Below are 19,371 nucleotides of genomic sequence, written 5' to 3' on the forward strand. Positions count from 1 at the left end.
AGCCGCCGAACTATAAGGAAATGTAAACCCCTTTGCGAACCCATTGGGGGCTCGTGATCTGCTGCATCATGAAGTCGGCTACATCCTCGCGGGAGATGCGGCTGCCGTTGCGTGGCAGGGCGTCCCCGTCGATGCGGTAGTGGCCGTTGGCCGGCGTGTTGGTGAGCATGGGCGGCATCACCATCGTCCAGTCCAGGTTGCTGTGAGAGATGTTGTTCCACTGCGAGATCTGCGATGCCACAGGCCACTTGAGGAAGGTGTTGTAGACAATGTTCTGGACGATCCAGCGGCGCCAGGCAGGCTGCTTGTCGAGCGAGCTAGGCAAAGCTCCAGCTGAACCAAGGACGATCAGACGCCGCACCGGTTTCGCCTCGCTCGCCGTCTGCTGCATAGCCGAGATGATCTGGGGAACAGCACGTTCGAGTACGTCTTCCTTCTTGAGCGAGTTCGCCCCAAGAGCAGAGAAAACCACGTCTGCGCCTTCGATGGTCTCACGGACAGGAGCAAGTTCAAACGCACTCCCCTGAACAGTGTGAACGCGGTCGCGCAGAGCGAACTCACCAGGCTTGCGGAGCAGAGCGGTCACCTCATATCCGGCATCGAGGCTGCGTCGGGTGAGGAGTCTTCCTGTGGCTCCGCTGGCACCAAAGATAGCGACCTTCATGAAAGCCTCCTTTTGCTGTCGGGACTCGTTATCCTCTGGGGGTAAGACGAGGTTGTGAAAAAACTGGTTGGGCTAACTTGATGATTATGTTTCGTTTGGTCAATATTCCCACGGTTGGGCGCAAGTCTTCTCACGGGACGCGATGGTCTGCTGTGAACAATTGGGATAAGGAGACGGTTCGGACGGACGGGGGAGCTAATCTTCCTCATCATGCGTCGTGCGATGACCGTTTTTCTAAAACAGGACAAGGGTATAAGTCGCTATTCTTTAGGGAGATGGGATAGTTATCCACTTTTCAAGCACAAACGACTACTGCTACTAGTATTTCTCTTCTTTTCTCTTGTTTCTTTAGAAGCAGTAGCGCCCTCCGCACGAAGTTTGGGCAGGTGCAGGCCTCGCACACAAGCGACCTTGCTTTCCACAAAGAAATCTATCGCTTTGAAGGTGGGTTCACCCCTAGAATCAAGCAGGCGTCGCATGGCAGAGATGCATCGAAGGTTGGATTCGGTGTACAGTTTTGCCAGCGACAACGAATTAAAAACCGGAGATACCGACCGTGACCAGTGCGACCCAGGAGCCCGAGATGACTTTGCCGAACGAGACGAGTGCAGCGCCAGCCCCAACCGGCAACCTCGAGATCACGGTCTCCCGCGCCGAGCTGCTGCGCGAGCTTACGGCAGCACAGAGCGTGGTCGAGCGCAAGACGACGATTCCGATCCTTTCAAACTTCCTCTTCGAAGCGACCCAGGGCGAAGGTGGCGACCGGTTGACCATCACCGCAACGGATCTCGACCAGAGCCTGCGAACAAGCTGCGCGGCCAAGGTCAAGAAGGCCGGCGCATGCACCATCCCAGCGCGCAAGCTCTACGACTACATCAAATTGCTGCCCGAGGGCGAGATCTCGATAAAGCTGATGGATAACCACTGGGTGCAGATCCGGGCAGGCCGCTCCAACACGAAGATGGTCGGGATGGCGCGCGCGAACTTCCCGCAGGTGCCGGCATTCCCCACCAGTGGTGCGGTCAAGATCTCGGTCCCTTCGCTCAAAAACATGGTTTCGAAGACGATCTTTGCGATCTCGAACGAAGAGTCACGCTACACGCTCAACGGTGCCCTGCTGGTCCTAAAGGCCGAGAGCATGGCGATGGTTGCGACCGATGGGCATCGCCTCGCGCACATCGAGAAACTAGGTGAGACGCTCGATGGAGTATCGGGCGAGAAGAAGACGCTGATTCCGCGGAAGGCATTGAGTGAGCTCTCCTCGTTGCTCGGCGCGACCGAAGCTGAGACTCTTGAGTTCGGTGATGACGACCAGACACTGTTCTTCAAGGTCGGTGGACGAGTACTGACGAGTCGCAAGCTGACAGGCCAGTTCCCTAACTATGAGGCGGTCCTGCCGCGGGACAACAACAAGTTCGTCATCGTGCGCTCGGAAGATCTGATGGGTTGCATTCAGCGCGTAGCACAGTTTGCCGATGAGCGGAGTGGAGCGATCAAGATTCGGCTCGAACAGAATGAGTTGAAACTCTCTTCTTCGAGCACCGACGCGGGTGAGTCAGAAGACACCATCGAAACTCCGTATAACTATGATCCCCTGGTGGTTGGATTCAACAGCCAATACCTGATCGACTTCCTCAAAGCAATTGGCAATACCGGGGAAGTGCGGCTGGAGTTCAAAGATGCGCAGAGCGCCGGTCAGATGCGACCCGAAGACGCGAATGAGGATGTGAAGTATCGTTACATTTTGATGCCAATGCGAATTTGATGAACGCTTCTTCATAGTTTAGTTGAAAAATAACCCATAATTTGGCCAAATGGCCAGCTTATGGGTTATTTTGTAGTCGTGAGGAGGGATGGCGAAAACCGAAGGTGACGAGATGCGCGTATCGGTGGGAACTAGGTTGTATCAGCATTAACGTGACGACGACGGCCCTTTCTTCAAAAGAAAAGCCCGCTTTTAAGAGCGGGCTTTCAAGCATCGCACCGACGATGGCTTCAGCGCAGACTCGATCGCCGAGATCACCTGTGGCGAATCCGGCGTCACGGCCGGCTCAAAGCGGGCGATCGGCTGTCCGTTGCGGTCGATGAGGAACTTGGTGAAGTTCCACTTAATCTCGCCGCTAACGTTGGGCGCCGCAGTGAGGTACTGGTAGAGCAGTATCTTATCGTCGCCCTTTACCGAGACCTTCGCCATCATCGGAAACTTCACGTGAAACTTGGCGTTGCAGCACTCTCGGATCTCGGCATTGGTGCCGGACTCCTGGTTGCCGAAGTTGTTCGCCGGCACGCCGACGATTACCAAGCCCTTATCCTTGTACTTCTCATAGACGGCCTCGAGCGCGGTGTACTGAGGCGTGAAGCCGCAGGCGCTGGCGACGTTAACCACCAGCAGGACCTTGCCCTTGTAGACACCTAGAGTGGTGGGGTCACCATCGATGGTGCTCAATTTGAAATCGTAGACGGGCGCGCCGGCACCGGCCACGGCCACGCCGCTGAGGAACAAGAACACCAGCATCAGGTATATCTTTCGCACGGGCGACTCCAGAAAATCGTTATGTGCCCAGTGTAACCGTGCGGCTGATTTAAGTGGCAGCGCCGTCGCCGATGTTCGTACCAAGTGCCGTATGCCGTCGATAATGCCAGACGACCAGCAGCACGAAAACAGGGTTATCAGAAAGTTCATTTTGGGATTGTCTCGACCCAGGCATGTCCACATACCTCGCACAGCCATTTGTTGGCCGGTTCGATAGATTCGAGCAATGGATCTTCTGACCGACAATTAGGACAAATTGGGGGCGAGAATTGGTCTCTTGTTCTGACGAGTATCCGAAACTCTTCGGGGATCGGCTGCGAGAGTATCTGGCCTGCACGCGCCACGTCGGCAGGGAGAACTGCCACTCTGGGCTCTCCCTGTCGAGCCTCTCCGAGCTCGGCAGAATTATGTCATAGGTGATCCCAGCTGCGCTAAGCATCTCGCCTGCCGCTTGAGCATCTTCGTTCTCTGGGAATCTCCACACACAATCTTCCGACGAAAGGAGAGCAAATCTACCGAGCTGATCTGTACTCGAAAGATCATCGTCGCTTCTTTCAGGAGCATTCGCGAGAGGTATTTCTAAACGCCTTGACGAGATTTCTGATCGTAGTACGCTCTGCGCCGTATCTGTTAGGCCTTCAGCCTGTTCAAATAAACTGAGGAGCTCGGAATCCCCCAGATCTCGGTAGAACTGGACGAGACGTTGGTATTCATCAAAATCGTTTATCAAGCTGACCTCTAAAGATGCTCGAGGCCAGTCTACCGGGAAGTTCCAGGTCCCAGACGTCCACGATTGGTCCCAGAACACCTCCGGCGAGGTTCGATGAGAGCTTCTCGGTCTGTCCACGCTAGTCGCCGTTCCGCGAAAGACGTAAGAAGAGCAGGTGGCCCTAAGCTAAAGTAAGCGTGTCGAAAAAGGCTCTGCTATCAAGGAGATAGCAGAGCCTTCTTATTCAGTTGCCTTCTTGGTTTGGTTGCTGAGTCTTCGTACCCGGTTGCTCTGCCTGCAACGTGCAGGACCCCAGGACCGTGTATCTGCGAATGATGGAACCAAGTACGGACTTTTGGATGGGCTTGTTGTTGCCTGACCTGGCGACTTTACCTCCGATCGCCTCGCAGATACTCGCGCCGAGCTTTTGATTGATCGGCCGCTTCTTGGCGTTTCCAGTCTGATAGGGGTCGCCACCGATGAAGGTCCGGTAGTCGTCGAGCCACTTCGAGTCGCTAGCAATTTCTTTGAAGGTCTCGTAGATAATATCCGGGCTAAATCCCTTGGTAAGTATGCGCCGGCGAGCCGTATCGCACGCCTGTTGGATGATCTTCTCCCGCAGTCCCCAATGGCGGGTGAGGATTGGGGAAATCAGGTTGTTTTTATAGGCATGTTGGCAGATGATGTGCTCGATATGATCCGTAGGCGAGCGGCCAAGCTTCTCCGCCTCTTGGACAATTCCGTCGTAAATGAACGCGACTAGACCGATGGACATCTTGAGCATGGCTTCTGAATCTTGCTTGTGCAATTTCACGGTTTCTCCTTGTGTGACACTGAATGTATTTCTGAAATACATTCAATGTCAAGCAGAAACACATCAAAGCTTTCAAACCGACAGGCTTTACCCTCGCTTGCAGGAGTCGAGTTCGGCAAAGTTCCCTTCGTCAAGGCACTCACCGAGAGGCTCCTCAGACTGTGTTGCACAAACGAACGTTTATGCAAGGAGGTGCAGACAGATCCAAAGCCCAGCAATTTAGGTTGCAAAAGCCTATTGCGATTGCCTTTTCACTGGCAATAGGTTTGCGCAACAAATCCTTACCGTCCGATTTTTGACGTTTGGTGTAGTGAGCCCAACAAGGATCGTGAGGCTAAGTTCCTTCATCGACGAAGGGGTGGAGGTTGTGCGACAAAGCAAAAGCCCCGCCTTATGGCGGGGCTTTTAGCTGAAGACTGGAAATTTAGGCCCTGCGACGCGACTCGGAGAATTTGGAAGCCACGCGCCTATGTTCCACCGTATCGGAATTACGTGGGCCATCAATGATGATGCGTCCGATTGCGCGCGCTTCATTGCTCACATGAACAAGCATCTCCCTTCGCTGCGCTTTTTCCATATTTGGAAAGCTTGCAACGCGGGTCAGGCGGCCAGTATCGCGAGTGCTCAGTGACATGTATTTAGTTTACTCCTGTCTGTCAAGTATTTGACGCGGGCAAGACCATGATTGGCTCAAGAAGGTCGAGGTAGGCGGACTTCCCACCGTCATCTCGGCCATCGGCAGCCCACTCGGTACGAGTCCTACTGATGAACGGCAACAAAATTCCTTCCGCACCAGCTTTCAATTCAATCTCCCGATTGAGCTTGGCAGGGCTTTGCCAAAGGGCGACGACCCTCCGCCTGTCCTTGTCTGTATCAATATCGGCAGGATCGCTGGGCAGGCTACGGAGGCTCATCCCAAGACTGGTCACGGTCAGCACGGTCGACCCAGGATCGTCAGCTAGACTCGCGGCATACCGTCCAGGCCATCGGGCTTTTAATTGTGGTCCATCCATCAGTAGCGCAATCACGAAGTTGGGGCCGACAGCGCGAACGAGATCACCAACCGGGTCCGGCCTAGCCAAATCTTCACAAATCAAGGTAGTGAACACTAAGCCATCACGTGCCGCGTAAAACATAAACTCGCGGGAGGAAATGTCGATATGCTCCCACCATTGCTTCTCAGGTTCAAGATCCGCCTGTAACTGATACTGCTCAATCTGTCCTTGGTCAAGCTTCCAACGATGATGCTTTTGCTGTGTGATGGTGTCTACTTCGGGAGCGGCAACGCGAACTTCGTTACATGGATACGAAGCAGAGTCGTCAGTCACTCGAACGCCGGAAATTAGCAGGAAGTCCCCGTCTTTTGCAATTTGTTTGAGAGCTTTGAACTCGGTATCGGTGACTGACAGTTCTGGATAGACCACTGCGTGAACTCGGTTTGATGCGAGTTCTTTGGATTTGAGCATTGAATGCAAATGGTCAGCAACAGTCTGTGAGGGAGTGTGTGGTGTGAAGGTGAAGAAACCGAAATCCGGTGGCATATTATCGAGCTCATGCTTATTGGGATCGCATTTCTTCAGGTCTCCGTCCCGAACCTCCAGCGGCCAAGGAACGAATAGGACGTTGAATGCATCGCCTACATGCTCCGGCAGATAGTGCCATCTCGGAACGATCTCATCCGTGGTAATCAGGGAAAGATGGAGAGAAAGGGAGCGGATTGTCAGGCCGCTTTGCGGCGTGTGCATTTTCGGTAGAACTCGCGCGTTATCGGGATGAACTTCCTCGCATAGCGTGGAGCCGTGCTTGCCATCTTCGATGAGTTCGAAGGCGTGGTTGTAGAATGCCTCTTCAGCAGAATCTTCGGAAGGACTGGGAAGACCCACACGGCTGCAAGCCTCGTCGGAGCAGGCACAGAGGAAGACGAGATCCTCCACCAGTTGTCTGTCATTGGATAGACCGCGAAGTGTCGTTGAGCCTGCTCCCTTCATGAGAGAGTCCCAACGAGAGACGATACCGTTCGGGGTCGTCGGCCACGACTTGCGCCAGGCTTGACCCGTATCCCTCACTTCATCCACCCAGTTCCGAGAACCAATCTTAGGAGGCCACTTTTTCAACATTGAAGCGTAGGCACCCTTTCGGGTGAGTAAAGAAGCGGCCACGGCAAAGACATCGGCTGGCCAACTAGGGCAGCCCCGGCGCTTCGTTTTCGTGCGTGGCAGAACATCCCAGAGGTGGTCCGACACCATAAGACCGATGTCGAAGCGTCGATTCTGTGGCGTCTTTTTGGCCTTGGAGCGCGGTGTCTTCTTCGGAATGGCCACACTGCAATTTTAGCCCGGCGACGTCCATATCCTGAGTGTGCTCTGAGCCTAAGTAGCGCCGTAACAGGCAGAACCCGACAAACAATAAGAGCCTCTTACGAGGAGCAGGAGCGCGCTTGCGATCGCCTTTTGATGGATCAGGCGATACCGCTGACAACGGCCTGTTTGATCTCTTTTGCGAGTTCCTGACTTGTCTTGAGCAAAACTAACACTGCCTTCCAGTTCAGTTGGTGCTGCTCCCATAACTTCGCGTCGACGATCTTATCGAAGTCGATTTTTTTGGGCTGCTTCCATTGTTCGTACGCTGTCAGCCGTTCAATTCGAGCCTGGATATCAACGATGGCTCGACATTGCGGGGAAAGTCTCGCCGAACTCGTAATCCAAACCCGCCACTCAGCTTTCCCTTTCGACTGGTTGCACTTGCCGCATGCGGGGACCAAGTTCGCAATTTCTGTAATATAACCAGTCGGCCGCTGCCCTCTAATAATCGCGTTGAGGTTGTCCCACTCAGTCGATTTGTCTCCACAATATGCACAGCGGATATCGTCAGCCCGCATACAGAGAATCTCGAGGGCTTCCATTTCCTCTTCTTCGGTCGGGCTTATAACCGGAATGATCGCGTTGAAGAATGCATTGGTAATGCTTGAGGATCTGCCGGCGATGTTTCCGGGACTTGGAAGCTGGCACAACCGGACTCTCTTCTTTGGCATGTATAAGCCTTACGTCAGCACCCGATAATAATCAATGACAACCACGCCAGCAGCGGCCAGGTATGGACTCGAACATGTTCCCAGCATCGATAGCGTTGATTGATTCTCCCCACACAACCCGCCCAAAGGCAAAAGACGACTTATTGTGGCACCTTAACGTTCTCAAAGGGTCGGCATCCTGAAGCAGTACGAGTCGCCCCCCTTGGAGCCCCTAAACCCTCAATTGTTCTGTGCTTAGCCTCGGCGATGCATAATTGAGTAGGAAAGCAATATTTTGCATGCAAGATCTACATTTTCAATTTGTAGTGCACTTTTTTTTCTGATAGTCTAAAAATCAACTATATGGGATCAGAAGCAACCAAGGACAAAGCTCAGAGTTTTGAGCGAATCGCCGAGCGTCGCGTCACCCACGCCGTAAAGCTGATGCGTCTGATCGGCAATTTGTCGAATAGAAGGAACTACACCTATACCGAGGAGCAAGTGAGGCAAGTTATTGAAACACTTGAGCACGAAGTGAAGCAGGTCAAGGCTAAATTCCGTCAGGAGACATCAACACACCCCGAAGGGTTTTCGTTCCGAAAGTAGAGGGTGGCGCTATTTCAGCAGTGAGAACAAGCAAGAAAAAACCGCAATATAAGGTAGGCAGCCTCTTTGCTGGAATGGGTGGGTTTTGCCTCGCTTTTGCGAATGAAGATTTCAAGGTGGTATGGGCCAACGAGAAAGACCGCTTTGCCGTCGAGACCTATGCACACAATTTCCAAGCCACGACGATGCACCACAAACCCATTGAAGACCTCTCCGTTGTTGCTGATGACCTCGGTACTGTAGATGTCCTCACAGCAGGGTTCCCCTGCCAGCCGTTCTCAAAGGCAGGGGTAAAGCTTGGGTTCGATGATGAGCGTGGCAGGGCATTTTTCGAGATCATTCGCTTGATTCGTGAATTCGGCAATGACAGACCTAAAATCCTCCTCTTCGAAAACGTTCAGCATCTCTTGACGCATGATCGAGGGAGGTCGTTTAGCCGCATCACTCAGGAGATTCAAGCCGCTGGCTATTGGTTCATGCCGAATCAGAACACCGCTGTCCTAAACACCAAGACGCACACCGAAATCCCTCAGAACAGAGAGCGACTTTACATGGCTGCGCTCTCTTGGGATCACTTTAGAACCAACGTCTTTCACTTCCCCGATCCCGATCCGGCGACCATTGACTACAGGACCTATCTCGATCTGGACCAGAAGGCCGAAGACTCCTTTTATTTCAATGACGACTCGCAATACAAGAAGCTCTTCGAGGAGTCCATTGATGCCGGTGACGCCGATTCCATCTACATGCTGCGTCGCAACTATGTCCGCGAGAACAAGAGCAACACTGTATTTGCGCTAATGGCGAATATGGGAGATGGAGGCCATAACGTTCCGGTAATTCAAGATACTTGGGGCATCAGGAAACTAACCCCGGCAGAATGTCTTCGGCTTCAGGGTTTTGCTAAGGATCAATTTTCTTTCCCTAGCCAGGTATCCCGAATTCAGCAATATAGGCAGATTGGAAATGCAGTCACAGTTCCATTAGTGCAAAAGCTTGCTGCGGAATGTCGCCGCTTGCTAGATGAAAGGAACGGCAAATGATCAGCAGCAAGAAAATTGGATGGAACTTCCCCGCCAACGATGACGGCCAGGAAGTCGGTTTGAATGATCCCGGCATCGAGACATTCAAGGATAATCCCCTTTCAAGCTTGGCTCGCGAGGGGCTTCAAAACTCTGCCGACGCTGCAGACCAGTCGAACAAACCGGTCGAAGTTCACTTCAAACTTTTGGAGATTCCCAGCTCTGAGTTTCCGGGCTACGTGGAGTTCAAGCAAACGCTGCGAGCTTGTAAGCTGTACGCTAAGTCTTCCCAGAAGACCGTTGCGTTTTGCGACAACGCACTTGCTGTGCTGGCAAAACCGACGTTGCCCGTACTTCAGATTACTTCAACACCACAGGGCTAACCATAGGGGCCAAGAACGACCGGACGACTGACTGGTTCAAGTTGACCAAGTCGGTAGGCGTTTCCGATAAAAATGCGGGAAAATTGGGGTCTTTCGGCATCGGAAAGCATGCTCCGTTCGCCTGTTCAGACCTCCGAACTGTTTTCTATGGCACGAAGGATTTGAACAGCGCTATAGCCTTTCAGGGAGTTTCCAAGCTCGTTACTCATCTTCGCGATGACGTTAATAAGAAAAAGATCCGCACCCAGGGAACCGGATACTAAGGCATCCGGGCTGGTAATTCGCCGCTGCCCGACTTCAATGCTGCACCCCAGTTTGAACGTAGAAAGACAGGCGCAGACATCTACGTCATGGGCTTTCATGAATTCCAGAACTGGGAAGCGCAAATCATCAAGACCGTGATCGAGAGCTTTTTTGTCGCTATCCACCAAGGCAAGCTAATCGCTAGGGTTGGTAGAACCACCCTGAACAAGACCAGCCTGCCCGATCAGATCAAAAAGCATTACGCTGTATCCGGTCGCACGGAAACAACACCACTGAACACGCTTTTATTGCGCTGATGAGGCGGGCAGGCCGGGTAGGTTGGCGTCGCAAAAGCAAGCTAGTAGGCAAGCCGGATTTTGTCTTTACCCGGTTCCGGCTTGTAGTGTTCGTCGATGGATGTTATTGGCATGGCTGTGGCAAGTGTTCTCTCAAGAGCAAGTCCAACACGGCGTATTGGGGGCCGAAGATTGCTGGGAACATGATGCGTGATCGCAGAAACACGCGCCAACTTCGAGCCGAAGGGTGGAGCGTAATTCGTATTTGGGAGCACGACTTGAAGACAAAGCCAATGCGATGGCTGAGTCGATTGCTCGTTGCGATTAGGCGTTCAGATCCAAGCCATTAGAACCCATAAAGCACGGAAGTGATTTGTTTTCCGCATCGGCAACTTTTACTTTCGGTGAATCTCGCCGCGGTTGCCATAAACCTGAGCAGGCGCAGAACTTCACAGAGCCCCACGCCCAGCCGATTATGCAAAGCATTATCAGCCAGCGACATTAGGGACGCGATAGACGGGTTCACGCTAGAGATACCGTCCGTACTTCGGTTTGTAATTGTTGGCCAGCGGAGACCTAGGACAACGCAGTAGTTTCGTGAGCGGTATCTCAGTAGCTTCAGTTTAAAAAGTTCGTGACAAGCCAGAAAACCTGCACCATAATTAGTGCAATTCACCGGGACCCCAGCGCGCGCCTCTGCCAGGAGGATTGATTGCTGACCGATCGTGAATTCGTGGAGTACTGCGATCGACTCGGATTCTCGAGCCGTACGAGAGAGATTGTCAGCGAGATCCGAAGGTCCGATCCATCTCGAAGAGTGGATGGTGGCCTAGACGCTGTGTCCGGCTTCTACTCTAGCTTCAAAATGGGCTTTACGGTCCAATTCGACTCCCACAAGGTTGAATTCCACCTCGTCTACAAACTGGAGCATGATCCAGATGTGCTGGAGTATTATTGCCAACCAGCACCCATTCAGCTGAGATATCGCGGCCTGAGTGGCAAACTCGTTGTTGTGTGGCATACGCCGGACTACTTTGTGCTGCGGCGCGGTCACGCGGGTTGGGTGGAGTCCAAGCACAAAGACGATCTACCCATCCTCGCCGAGAACAGTCCGAACCGCTATCGATCGGTAGATATGTCTTGGGAGTGCCCTGCCGGCCGCGAATATGCGGAACCGTGGGGGCTTTGCTACGAGGTTCATTCTTCGGCTTCTATCGACCCAGATTTTGTGAGAAACGCTCAGTTCCTTGATGATTTCTGGCGCATCACCGATCCGGTTCCTCCTGCCAGTCTGGAAGCGGTTCTCAAGTGCCTCGCTAGGACGCCTGCAGTGACATTGGAGGATCTCTTATCAGAAACGAAAGATACCGTTCCTGCTGATGATGTCTATCAGCTCCTAGCGAAGCGGATCATTCATTTTGATTGGAGCGCAGCGCCTCTCGTAGAGCCTGAGCGGGTTCACATCTTCGCTGATGAGCAAGCGTCAGTTCAGTTCAGTGCTGCAGCGAAACGTGATCGAATTGAGCGTCGGGCTAATTAACCTCCGCGCAAACGGGCAATATTGCTCGCGTGCGTTCTGCTTGCGATGTTTACAGCCGCACCACTGGGGCATGCTGTCACCATTCACGTTCGGCTGCTTGACGGGCGTACCTGCGATAACCTCTCCGGAATGGACCTAGCCTTTGTGGACTATTCTCGCGACCGCGATGGGACCATACATGCTGATCTCAATGGGAGAACGACTGTTACGACAGCACGGGACGGCGATTTTTTAGGTTGCGAGTCCAGACGCTCATGGAGTCCTGGTTTTTGGTGGGGTGGGCAATGGTGGCGACTGGATACCATGCTCTCGGCAAAAGCTCTACGATAGCGCCACGCGGACTTACGGAACTGAGCATTTGTATTCGGTTTCCACAGTCGTTGTTTCAGGCCTAGTAGCTAAGAATAGCTGCAGCAAGAAGACCGCTGCAGCCAAGCAAGGCATTTGATTCGATAACGGCGGCATTCCACCACCTGCCGGTCGGTAGCTCCGCAGTCTCTTGCGAAGAGCGTTGCGAAGACCCGATCCCTGTCCTGCGGTTTTGGATGGGGATCGTCGTCGTGGGCCGTTTTGAGCGATATTAGATCTTCGCTGAGGGTTTGGTCTGCCCCGTGTGCATTTGCACTGCTCTAATCAGTTCCAGAACTCCACCCAGGAGAAGGCCCACGACTACGGAACCACCAGCAGCATAAGTGATCATCTTGAGGATCTGCATAGATACCTCCATCTCTAATGATAGTCCAGGACAATCACTACGGGAGTACGGTTCGGATCACCTGCTATCCAACTCTCGATGATCTCGGGATGGTCTACACCGGCAACGAAAGCCGTTAGCTTCTTCCCGATGTTTGATATCAGAGTCCGTAGGAGTTCTGGCATAGTGAGCATCAAGGAGTTTCGATGCGCTTCAAGATCAGGTCTAGGGAGTGATACGTTTGCCATGCGCAACCACCTCATATAGATAGAGACTAGACCCATCCGTTAGCATGCAAGTGGACGATCATAGCGATGAGCAATCTATCTGGAATTACGAGACGGCCGGTTACCGTCAGCTATATGGCTCGGGCTAGACAAAACTCGTGAGCCCATGACACTACTCCTGGCCAGCTTATAGTCTGAGAAACGTGTTTCGGCCACATTATGGTACCAATCACCTATTGCCCCGACGGAGAACCGCTTTCATAACAAAAGGTTTATGTTGGCCAGATTATGGTATCAATTGGCCATAATTCGGGTTGTTTTTCAATGGCCACATGATGGTGTTTTTTTGCGAGAAAGCACAGTCATGCCTTGGGTCCAGTACAGAGTTGCGTAGGTGGTGACCGTTTTGAGCGTGGGCTATAGCAAAGGCCATTGCGAATGCTAGCGCCAGTGTCCTAATGGCGTCTTGTCAGTGTCAAGAGTCCGATCGGTGATGTTCTGATTGATCCAAGCACGACCAGCCACGCACTCAGGCCGGATGACTGTTTAGCCCGAGAGAAATTAACTTCATAACCACTCACGTCTTTCTGTGCGCTTTATTGTGCCGAAGATGTCCAAAAATTTTATGACAGGCTACATAAATATGTAGCACTCCAGCGTGCTACGTTTCGGATGAATCGGGGATCAAAATAATGTAGCGAAAAGGAGCGGTGCCAGTGCGGACAGTGATCACCGAAATCGCGATATTTCTACTTGCGTGCGCCTGTGTCTGGAGTGACAGACCTCTCTAATCGCACTCGTGAGTTAGTTAAGCTCTGCCAGTATGTCCCAGACTTTGTCCTGCTCTGATTTGGTGGGTGGTGATTCAGGCGGAAGAATGTTCAGCTTGGAGCGGCTTACGGGATTGAGTGCCAGCTTGCTCGAAACGTCCGCAAGCGAGTTATTCTCTGAGGCTGTTTGAAACGGCCCGTCCTCATTCGCACAATTAACCGGCATCAGGGTTCAACAAAAAACGCTTTCCACTTGGACGAAGTGTTTGGATGGATAAGTCGCGAAGTTGAGGAGCACTTGGTGTACAAGGGCTGAACTCAGCGATTATTTGCTGATTCAGAGACATCCAAGGAGGCTCCTCCTGACCAGTATGCACTTCATCGGATTAGACATCCACAAGAAGACGATCAGCTATTGCGTGAAGGACGTGAGCGCTACGGTCCTTTCTGAAGGCACCATTGCTGCGACCAGAGCACAGCTCAGCGAGTGGATGAAGAGCTTGTCGGCGCCCTGGACCGTGGCTATGGAAGCGACCATGTTCACCAGCTGGATCTATGATTACCTGCTGCCTCATGCTGCAGCCCGTGAAGGTGGCGCATCCGCTGATGCTGCGGGCTATTGCGGCGGCCAAGAAGAAGAACGATCGCATCGATGCCGTCGTATGCGGCTGAGAGACTAAACCTCACTTATCCGTCTTCCACACATAGAGCGAATCTTCATCACTGGACGTAGCCAGATTGATCTTCTTCTGCCGCGCCGCGCGGCTCAGTGCGGACCGGATATTCTCCTTCGTGTCAGGAAGCTGCTCCAGTGGAACCTTCAGCGCGGTCCCAGGGGTCAACAGCGCAATGTCATGAAGTAGTTGCAGGATGATCTGTTTGTGTTTTCCGTCCCGGCCCTTCGGAACATCAACCTGCTGTATCGATCCGAACTTGATCGTTCCGTCAACAAACCTCTCATCTTCCATCTCAGCCCTCGTAACGTAAAATTCACGCAAACGTAACGCTAACGTGATCATCGTCTAACAAAACATCTACCCCGTCAACTCCTATCTTCTCCACAACCTGAACTCCACCTTTAAATGACAGATACAAAAGAGTTAACCCGTATCACAGGGATGGGTCTAGGGTTCACTTAGAGGTACTGTTATGTCGAAGAAGCTGAACTTTCCCGTGGTCTCGCTGACGGAAGTCTCGACAGGCGACACAGTCGTTCACGCAGCCCATCGCCCCATGGTTCTCGTCGTCGACGACGAGAAGATCATCGCCGACACCCTCTCCATCATTCTTACGAAGAGCGGCTTCGACACAATGACCGCGTACGATGCCACAACGGCGTTGGAGCTGGCCAAAGCCACGCCGCCCGACCTTCTTATCTCGGATGTCGTCATGCCCGGAATGACCGGCGTTGAGCTCGCCATCACTATGTCTGAAGTCCACCCGGGTTGCAAAGTTCTACTCTTCTCAGGTCAGGCCGCAACCATCGACCTCCTTGCAAAGGCACGCGAATCCGGCCATGACTTCACCACCCTCTCAAAGCCGGTACACCCAACCGATATGCTGCGGCGCGTCACACAGTCTCTCGCCCTTTCAAATGAAATCACCTCGAACACCTTCTCCGAAGGTGTGTTTTCCAACCCCCAGTTCATATCGCGCTTCAGCAATTAATCTGCACGGGACACTCCGGTCACAAGAGCGCAACCAGACTCTATACGGTCTTCAAAGGCCCCACGACCTTGTAGGAGTTGATGAGAATGCCGGTCGGCGTCGTCATCGTGCTGACGAGTTCGAATGTGCATGCCGGGGTTCCCTCCGCAAAGAGGCGCTTCCCCGTCCCCAACAGCACGGGATAGACGACCAGTAGCACTTCATCCGCAAGCCCATGTTCGAGCAGCGTCGATGTCAGCGTAGAGCTACCCCAGAGGACAAGATCAAGGCCGTCCTGCGACTTGATGCGGCGAATGCCCTCGACGAGGTCCGGTCCAAGAGCCTCGAACGGGCCCCATGCAAGACTCTCCGGACGGTGGGTCGCAACATATTTTTTTGCCGCATTCAGGCCGTCCGCCATTGGACTGCTCGGCGCCTTTGGCCAGGAGCCCGACCACATATCGTACGTGCGACGGCCCAGCAGCAGATCGAAGCTCCCGCCATGCGCGGCGGCGAGTGCATCCCGGCCAGCGGGGGTCCGATAGGGCGCGGTCCAGTCGCTGTAGGGGAAACCGTTTTCGTCGGCGGACTGTTGGACCACGCCGTCCAGGGAGATATGTTCCATGATTCTGAGCTTTCTCATTTGGTCTCCGTGCTCTGGGGTTGGGCTTTCCATTTTTCCGGTACTTCGAGGAACTCTCGCACCTCAACCGGCACTCTGCAGGCGACGGCGGCCTTGCGCGCCCATTCGACGGCCTCGTCCATGTCGGCACACTTCAGCAGCCAGAGGCCACCCACATGCTCCTTCGCCTCCAGATACGGTCCATCGCTGACGACCACCTCTCCCCCAGCCTGCTTCCGCACCGATTTCGCCTTCCCCGCCGATTGCAGCCCGCCGGCGAAGTCCCTCACCCCGGCAGCGATCATCTCTCGGTTCAGCGCGCCGATGTTGCGGATCATCTCTTCGCCCTCTGCGCCCACGGGCAGTTGATAGTTGTCGGGGTGTTGTACAGCAACCAGATACTGCGGCATGTCTCTCTCCTGAACATTGATCTTCGACATTGATCTTTCGGCCGACTTCTAACCGGCCCATGCTATAACGACGAACGTCTGGCCACGATTTCGACACATCGCTCACGCCCATATCCTAAGGCGTTCCGTTGCTCGAAGGATGCACGTGAGTCAGCGCCGGAAGATTCTCCGTTCCGTCGGACCATTTGTCTACTCCTATTAAGAAGACGGACATGGGTGGGAAGCTCTTGAGTTGTGAGTAGGCGTCGGCGGAGATGTACCAATAATTTACGGCCATGACTGGGGAGTTCGTTAGGTTGGCGCCCCAGCCTGTGCCGTTTTCAGTTTCGTAGAACATCAGGTGTGGGACGTTGTGGCCGCCGTTGTCGGTCAGGTAGGAAAATTTGGACATCATGTAGCAGACAGTCTCCTGCTCGAGAGGTGGAAACTCTTTCTTGTCGATGGCGGCTTTGATTGCGGCAATGACCTCTTGTTTGGAATGGCCAGCCAGGACTAGCTCGGTCCGTTTGTAGTCGTACGGAAGGATGGAGCGCGCGGCTGGCGGGTTGAAGCAACCTGCGGCGCGTACCTTTGGGCTCCAGAATTCGGGATTATCGAACATGGCCCCCCAGCCGCGGCCCACCATGCAGACCCACCCGTTTTGTCCTTCGACTGCAATTTCGTAGCCGCGGCGGGTCAGGACGAGAACTGAAGCCCCGTGCGAGATAGCGTCTGGAGCGGCGCTGCGGGCCAGGGCGATCTCCGCGTCGCGATCCATCAGATATTGTTCGATCGGGGCCATCTTCGGATAAGGCGTCGTGGCATCCTGCGCCATCGCGTGGTGTGCTGTACCGAGAACAGCGAGTAGTGCGAAGCCTTTGATAGCGATTCCGGAAACCTTCTTTTTCAGCATTGTTTCCTCCTGTGAGTGGTTTTTTTGGGCGAAGGCCGCCCATCAGCGCGCAGCGTTCTGTCGCCGCCGCTCACTTACTTTCCTCTGTTCGTTCAAGTCTGCCGCTTAATGGCTAGTCGGGTGACGGTTGGAAGAATATCTCTCGCACCTCGACCTGCCCCCGAGTGGCGGCGACGCCTTTGCGCGCCCATGCCACCGCCTCGTCCATGTCAGCGCATTCCAATATCCAGAAACCGCCGATGTGTTCCTTGGTCTCAAGGTACGGCCCGTCGGTGATGAGGACTTCGCCATCGGTCTGCCCTCGCAGCGACTTCGCAGCTCCAAGGCCGCAAGCGAATTTCCTGACGCCGGCGGCAATCATCTCTTTGTTGAGCGCGTGAATCTCGCGGCCCACCGCTTCGTCCATCGTAGACGGGTCGAAGTCGTCGGGGAGGTAACCAGCAACCAAATATTGCGGCATTGTCTTCTCCTGAAATGTTAGTAAGGTGGGCTGATTCCCCGGGCCTTCACTATAACAACGAACGACCGGAACAGATTTCGACAACCGTTCGAAAAATTTAGCTCGACCCGCGCTTTTTCAAAAAGCAGAAGCTGTCTTCTCGCCTGTCTCCAGCCCTAGGGAGACTTTGCCACCTCTGCGATTGAGCTAGTCCTGTCGATTCTGCTTCTTCTGACTACGGCGTTTCAATCAAGGAAGATGTTAACGATATGCCCGTTTTCTGTTTACTGATGTGCTCCAGTTCAAGTGGAAATAAAACCGGCTTCCCGGACAGCTACTCGACTTGAGTAGCCATTTACAGTCGGCGGTATAGCGCCCGTGCATCCATCGTGTGCGGTTGAAGGAAGTTCAGCCTTATTGCGTCAAGCCACAAGCCCGGACCTTTCCAGCCAAACAGTTCATCATCGGAGTGCAGACCTTTCGAACATCGCGCCGGGTGGCGTATCGTGGAAATACGGGAAGGTACATTGCGTCGTGGATCGGGGAAATAGCAAAACGAAGTAATGGCAAACGCGACAGCGGGGTTCGCCCGCACCTTCCGGGCTTTTCGTTACCGCGACTTCCGCTTGATGTGGATCGGGGCATGCGCGTCCACCATCGGCACGTTTGTGCAGCAGTTCGCACAAAGCTGGTTAGTCTACGACCTCACAAAAGACCCGTTCTATCTCGGCCTGGACCTCTTCTTAGGTCAGCTCCCGATCATGATGTTCTCCCTCTTCGGTGGAGTCTTTGCAGATCGCATGGATCGCCGGAAGCTGTTGCTTGCCTCGCAGTACATTCAGATGACATGCGCGTTTCTCCTCGCGCTGCTGTTCGCATTCCACGTCGTCAAGGTATGGCACATTCTCACGTTGTCCTTTGTCGTCGGTCTAGGGCAGTCCTTCGGTGGCCCTGCGTACTCCTCGCTCCTACCCACGTTGGTCGGTCCCGAGGACTTCTCGAACGCGATCGCGATGAACGCTATCCAGTTCAATCTCGCCCGAATCATTGGTCCGACGCTTGGTGGTCTAGCTTACACAATGCTCGGTGCAACCTGGTGCTTTGCTCTGAACGGTGTCTCCTATCTGGCGGTCATAGCATCACTCTTTTTAATTCATGTGAAGTTCGTCCCTGCAAAGACAACCGAGTCAGTCCTGTCGAGCATGAAAGAAGGTATTCGTTTCATACGCCAGCGCGACGGCATGAGCGCGCTGGTCGTTCTGGCCTTCTGTACGACGCTCTTCGGTTTTTCGCTCAACGGTTTTCTTCCTGTCTTTGTTCGTGAAGTCTTCCACCGCGGCCCGCAGACGTACACGCTCCTTCTCGTCTGCTCCGGCGCCGGCTCAATCTGTGGCGCTCTCGCAGTTGCTGCTTCAGAAAAAATGAAGGGACAAGGCCGCCTGACCCTTCTGATCCTCACCATACTGGGGCTGATTACAACCGGATTCGCCATATCGAGATGGCTCCCAGCCTCCTGCACTCTGATGTTCTTCGCAGGTGCGGCAGTCATGGCGTCTGCATCGTTTATGCTCTCGTTGGCCCAACTCATCTCGACCGATGCAATGCGTGGCCGCGTCATGAGCGTCTACAGCCTCGCCTTCCGCGCCGGGATTCCGCTCGGCTCGCTCGCCCTCGGAAAACTCATACCTGTATTTGGAGTTTCAAAATCGCTGGCCGGCTCTGGCATCGCCCTAACCTGCCTGGGCCTCTACTTCCTTGCTTCAAGGAAGGATGAAACGTTCAGCTCGTCCCATTCCGTCCCCCTTTAGCCAGTTGCCGTACAAAAACTTCGGGCCGCTGAACCCGGGGAA

General features: G+C 53.8%; 22 protein-coding genes. 10 read left to right on the top strand and 12 right to left on the bottom strand.

From position 1 onward, the window contains the following. Window positions 1–10: 10 nt before the first annotated feature. Window positions 11–664, bottom strand: coding sequence for an NAD(P)-dependent oxidoreductase (locus RBB82_RS09880; protein ID WP_433974959.1), 654 nt, complete (start codon window positions 662–664; stop codon window positions 11–13). 583 nt (window positions 665–1,247) lie between these two features. On the opposite strand from RBB82_RS09880, the gene dnaN reads away from it, so the two are divergent. Next, window positions 1,248–2,429, top strand: a complete 1,182-nt coding sequence (dnaN, locus tag RBB82_RS09885; RefSeq protein WP_433975359.1) for a DNA polymerase III subunit beta — start codon at window positions 1,248–1,250, stop codon at window positions 2,427–2,429. Between the two features lie 192 nt (window positions 2,430–2,621). Here the strand turns inward: dnaN and RBB82_RS09890 are convergent, their stop codons facing one another. The 4 genes from RBB82_RS09890 to RBB82_RS09905 all read right to left on the bottom strand — a co-directional run bounded on the left by RBB82_RS09890 (window position 2,622) and on the right by RBB82_RS09905 (window position 7,730). Continuing rightward, complete coding sequence (locus RBB82_RS09890) at window positions 2,622–3,197, bottom strand: glutathione peroxidase (protein ID WP_433974960.1); 576 nt, start codon at window positions 3,195–3,197, stop codon at window positions 2,622–2,624. Window positions 3,198–4,150: 953 nt separating this feature from the next. Next, on the bottom strand, window positions 4,151–4,720 hold the full coding sequence (locus tag RBB82_RS09895; RefSeq protein WP_433974961.1) for a hypothetical protein: 570 nt from the start codon (window positions 4,718–4,720) through the stop codon (window positions 4,151–4,153). Window positions 4,721–5,376: 656 nt separating this feature from the next. Then, entirely contained in the window at window positions 5,377–7,041 is a 1,665-nt protein-coding gene (locus RBB82_RS09900; protein ID WP_433974962.1) for a hypothetical protein, read from the bottom strand. A 137-nt stretch (window positions 7,042–7,178) separates the two neighbouring features. Next, a complete protein-coding gene (locus RBB82_RS09905; RefSeq protein WP_433974963.1) occupies window positions 7,179–7,730 on the bottom strand; it encodes an HNH endonuclease in 552 nt (183 codons plus the stop codon). Window positions 7,731–8,093: 363 nt separating this feature from the next. On the opposite strand from RBB82_RS09905, the gene RBB82_RS09910 reads away from it, so the two are divergent. From RBB82_RS09910 to RBB82_RS09935, 6 genes are all read left to right on the top strand, one after another. After that, complete coding sequence (locus RBB82_RS09910) at window positions 8,094–8,336, top strand: hypothetical protein (protein ID WP_433974964.1); 243 nt, start codon at window positions 8,094–8,096, stop codon at window positions 8,334–8,336. Window positions 8,337–8,356: 20 nt separating this feature from the next. After that, window positions 8,357–9,379, top strand: coding sequence for a DNA (cytosine-5-)-methyltransferase (gene dcm / locus RBB82_RS09915; RefSeq protein ID WP_433974965.1), 1,023 nt, complete (start codon window positions 8,357–8,359; stop codon window positions 9,377–9,379). After that, a complete protein-coding gene (locus RBB82_RS09920; protein WP_433974966.1) occupies window positions 9,376–9,741 on the top strand; it encodes a hypothetical protein in 366 nt (121 codons plus the stop codon). The genes dcm and RBB82_RS09920 overlap by 4 nt, the downstream gene beginning before the upstream one ends. Before the next feature lie 350 nt (window positions 9,742–10,091). Next, window positions 10,092–10,301: a hypothetical protein gene (locus tag RBB82_RS09925; protein ID WP_433974967.1), complete on the top strand. Its 210-nt coding sequence runs from the start codon at window positions 10,092–10,094 to the stop codon at window positions 10,299–10,301. Next, window positions 10,301–10,630 carry a hypothetical protein gene (locus tag RBB82_RS09930; protein WP_433974968.1) on the top strand — a complete coding sequence of 110 codons (330 nt, stop codon included), beginning with the start codon at window positions 10,301–10,303 and terminating at the stop codon, window positions 10,628–10,630. The genes RBB82_RS09925 and RBB82_RS09930 overlap by 1 nt, the downstream gene beginning before the upstream one ends. Window positions 10,631–10,992: 362 nt before the next feature. Next, complete coding sequence (locus RBB82_RS09935; protein ID WP_433974969.1) at window positions 10,993–11,820, top strand: hypothetical protein; 828 nt, start codon at window positions 10,993–10,995, stop codon at window positions 11,818–11,820. 580 nt (window positions 11,821–12,400) lie between these two features. Here the strand turns inward: RBB82_RS09935 and RBB82_RS09940 are convergent. Then, on the bottom strand, window positions 12,401–12,535 hold the full coding sequence (locus tag RBB82_RS09940; protein ID WP_433974970.1) for a hypothetical protein: 135 nt from the start codon (window positions 12,533–12,535) through the stop codon (window positions 12,401–12,403). Window positions 12,536–13,545: 1,010 nt separating this feature from the next. Next, the gene (locus tag RBB82_RS09945) at window positions 13,546–13,737 is read right to left on the bottom strand and encodes a hypothetical protein (RefSeq protein WP_433974971.1); all 192 of its coding nucleotides are present in this window, start codon (window positions 13,735–13,737) and stop codon (window positions 13,546–13,548) included. Between the two features lie 145 nt (window positions 13,738–13,882). Here RBB82_RS09945 and RBB82_RS09950 point away from each other — a divergent pair, with 145 nt between their 5' ends. Then, window positions 13,883–14,191, top strand: a complete 309-nt coding sequence (locus tag RBB82_RS09950) for a hypothetical protein (RefSeq protein WP_433974972.1) — start codon at window positions 13,883–13,885, stop codon at window positions 14,189–14,191. Window positions 14,192–14,194: 3 nt separating this feature from the next. Here the strand turns inward: RBB82_RS09950 and RBB82_RS09955 are convergent, their stop codons facing one another. Then, window positions 14,195–14,479: a hypothetical protein gene (locus RBB82_RS09955; RefSeq protein ID WP_433974973.1), complete on the bottom strand. Its 285-nt coding sequence runs from the start codon at window positions 14,477–14,479 to the stop codon at window positions 14,195–14,197. A 181-nt stretch (window positions 14,480–14,660) separates the two neighbouring features. Here RBB82_RS09955 and RBB82_RS09960 point away from each other — a divergent pair, with 181 nt between their 5' ends. After that, complete coding sequence (locus RBB82_RS09960; RefSeq protein WP_433974974.1) at window positions 14,661–15,179, top strand: response regulator; 519 nt, start codon at window positions 14,661–14,663, stop codon at window positions 15,177–15,179. Between the two features lie 40 nt (window positions 15,180–15,219). On the opposite strand, the gene RBB82_RS09965 is transcribed toward RBB82_RS09960, so the two are convergent. From RBB82_RS09965 to RBB82_RS09980, 4 genes are all read right to left on the bottom strand, one after another. Then, window positions 15,220–15,801: a dihydrofolate reductase family protein gene (locus tag RBB82_RS09965; RefSeq protein ID WP_433974975.1), complete on the bottom strand. Its 582-nt coding sequence runs from the start codon at window positions 15,799–15,801 to the stop codon at window positions 15,220–15,222. Beyond that, window positions 15,798–16,190: a YciI family protein gene (locus tag RBB82_RS09970; RefSeq protein WP_433974976.1), complete on the bottom strand. Its 393-nt coding sequence runs from the start codon at window positions 16,188–16,190 to the stop codon at window positions 15,798–15,800. The genes RBB82_RS09965 and RBB82_RS09970 overlap by 4 nt, the downstream gene beginning before the upstream one ends. A gap of 115 nt (window positions 16,191–16,305) precedes the next feature. Further along, window positions 16,306–17,082, bottom strand: a complete 777-nt coding sequence (locus RBB82_RS09975) for a hypothetical protein (protein ID WP_433974977.1) — start codon at window positions 17,080–17,082, stop codon at window positions 16,306–16,308. A gap of 112 nt (window positions 17,083–17,194) precedes the next feature. Next, on the bottom strand, window positions 17,195–17,542 hold the full coding sequence (locus RBB82_RS09980) for a YciI family protein (protein WP_433974978.1): 348 nt from the start codon (window positions 17,540–17,542) through the stop codon (window positions 17,195–17,197). 542 nt (window positions 17,543–18,084) lie between these two features. Here RBB82_RS09980 and RBB82_RS09985 point away from each other — a divergent pair. Further along, a complete protein-coding gene (locus RBB82_RS09985; protein WP_433974979.1) occupies window positions 18,085–19,329 on the top strand; it encodes an MFS transporter in 1,245 nt (414 codons plus the stop codon). The last annotated feature ends 42 nt before the right edge of the window (window positions 19,330–19,371 follow it).

Source organism: Tunturiibacter lichenicola (assembly GCF_051013355.1).
GTDB lineage: Bacteria > Acidobacteriota > Terriglobia > Terriglobales > Acidobacteriaceae > Edaphobacter > Edaphobacter lichenicola_F.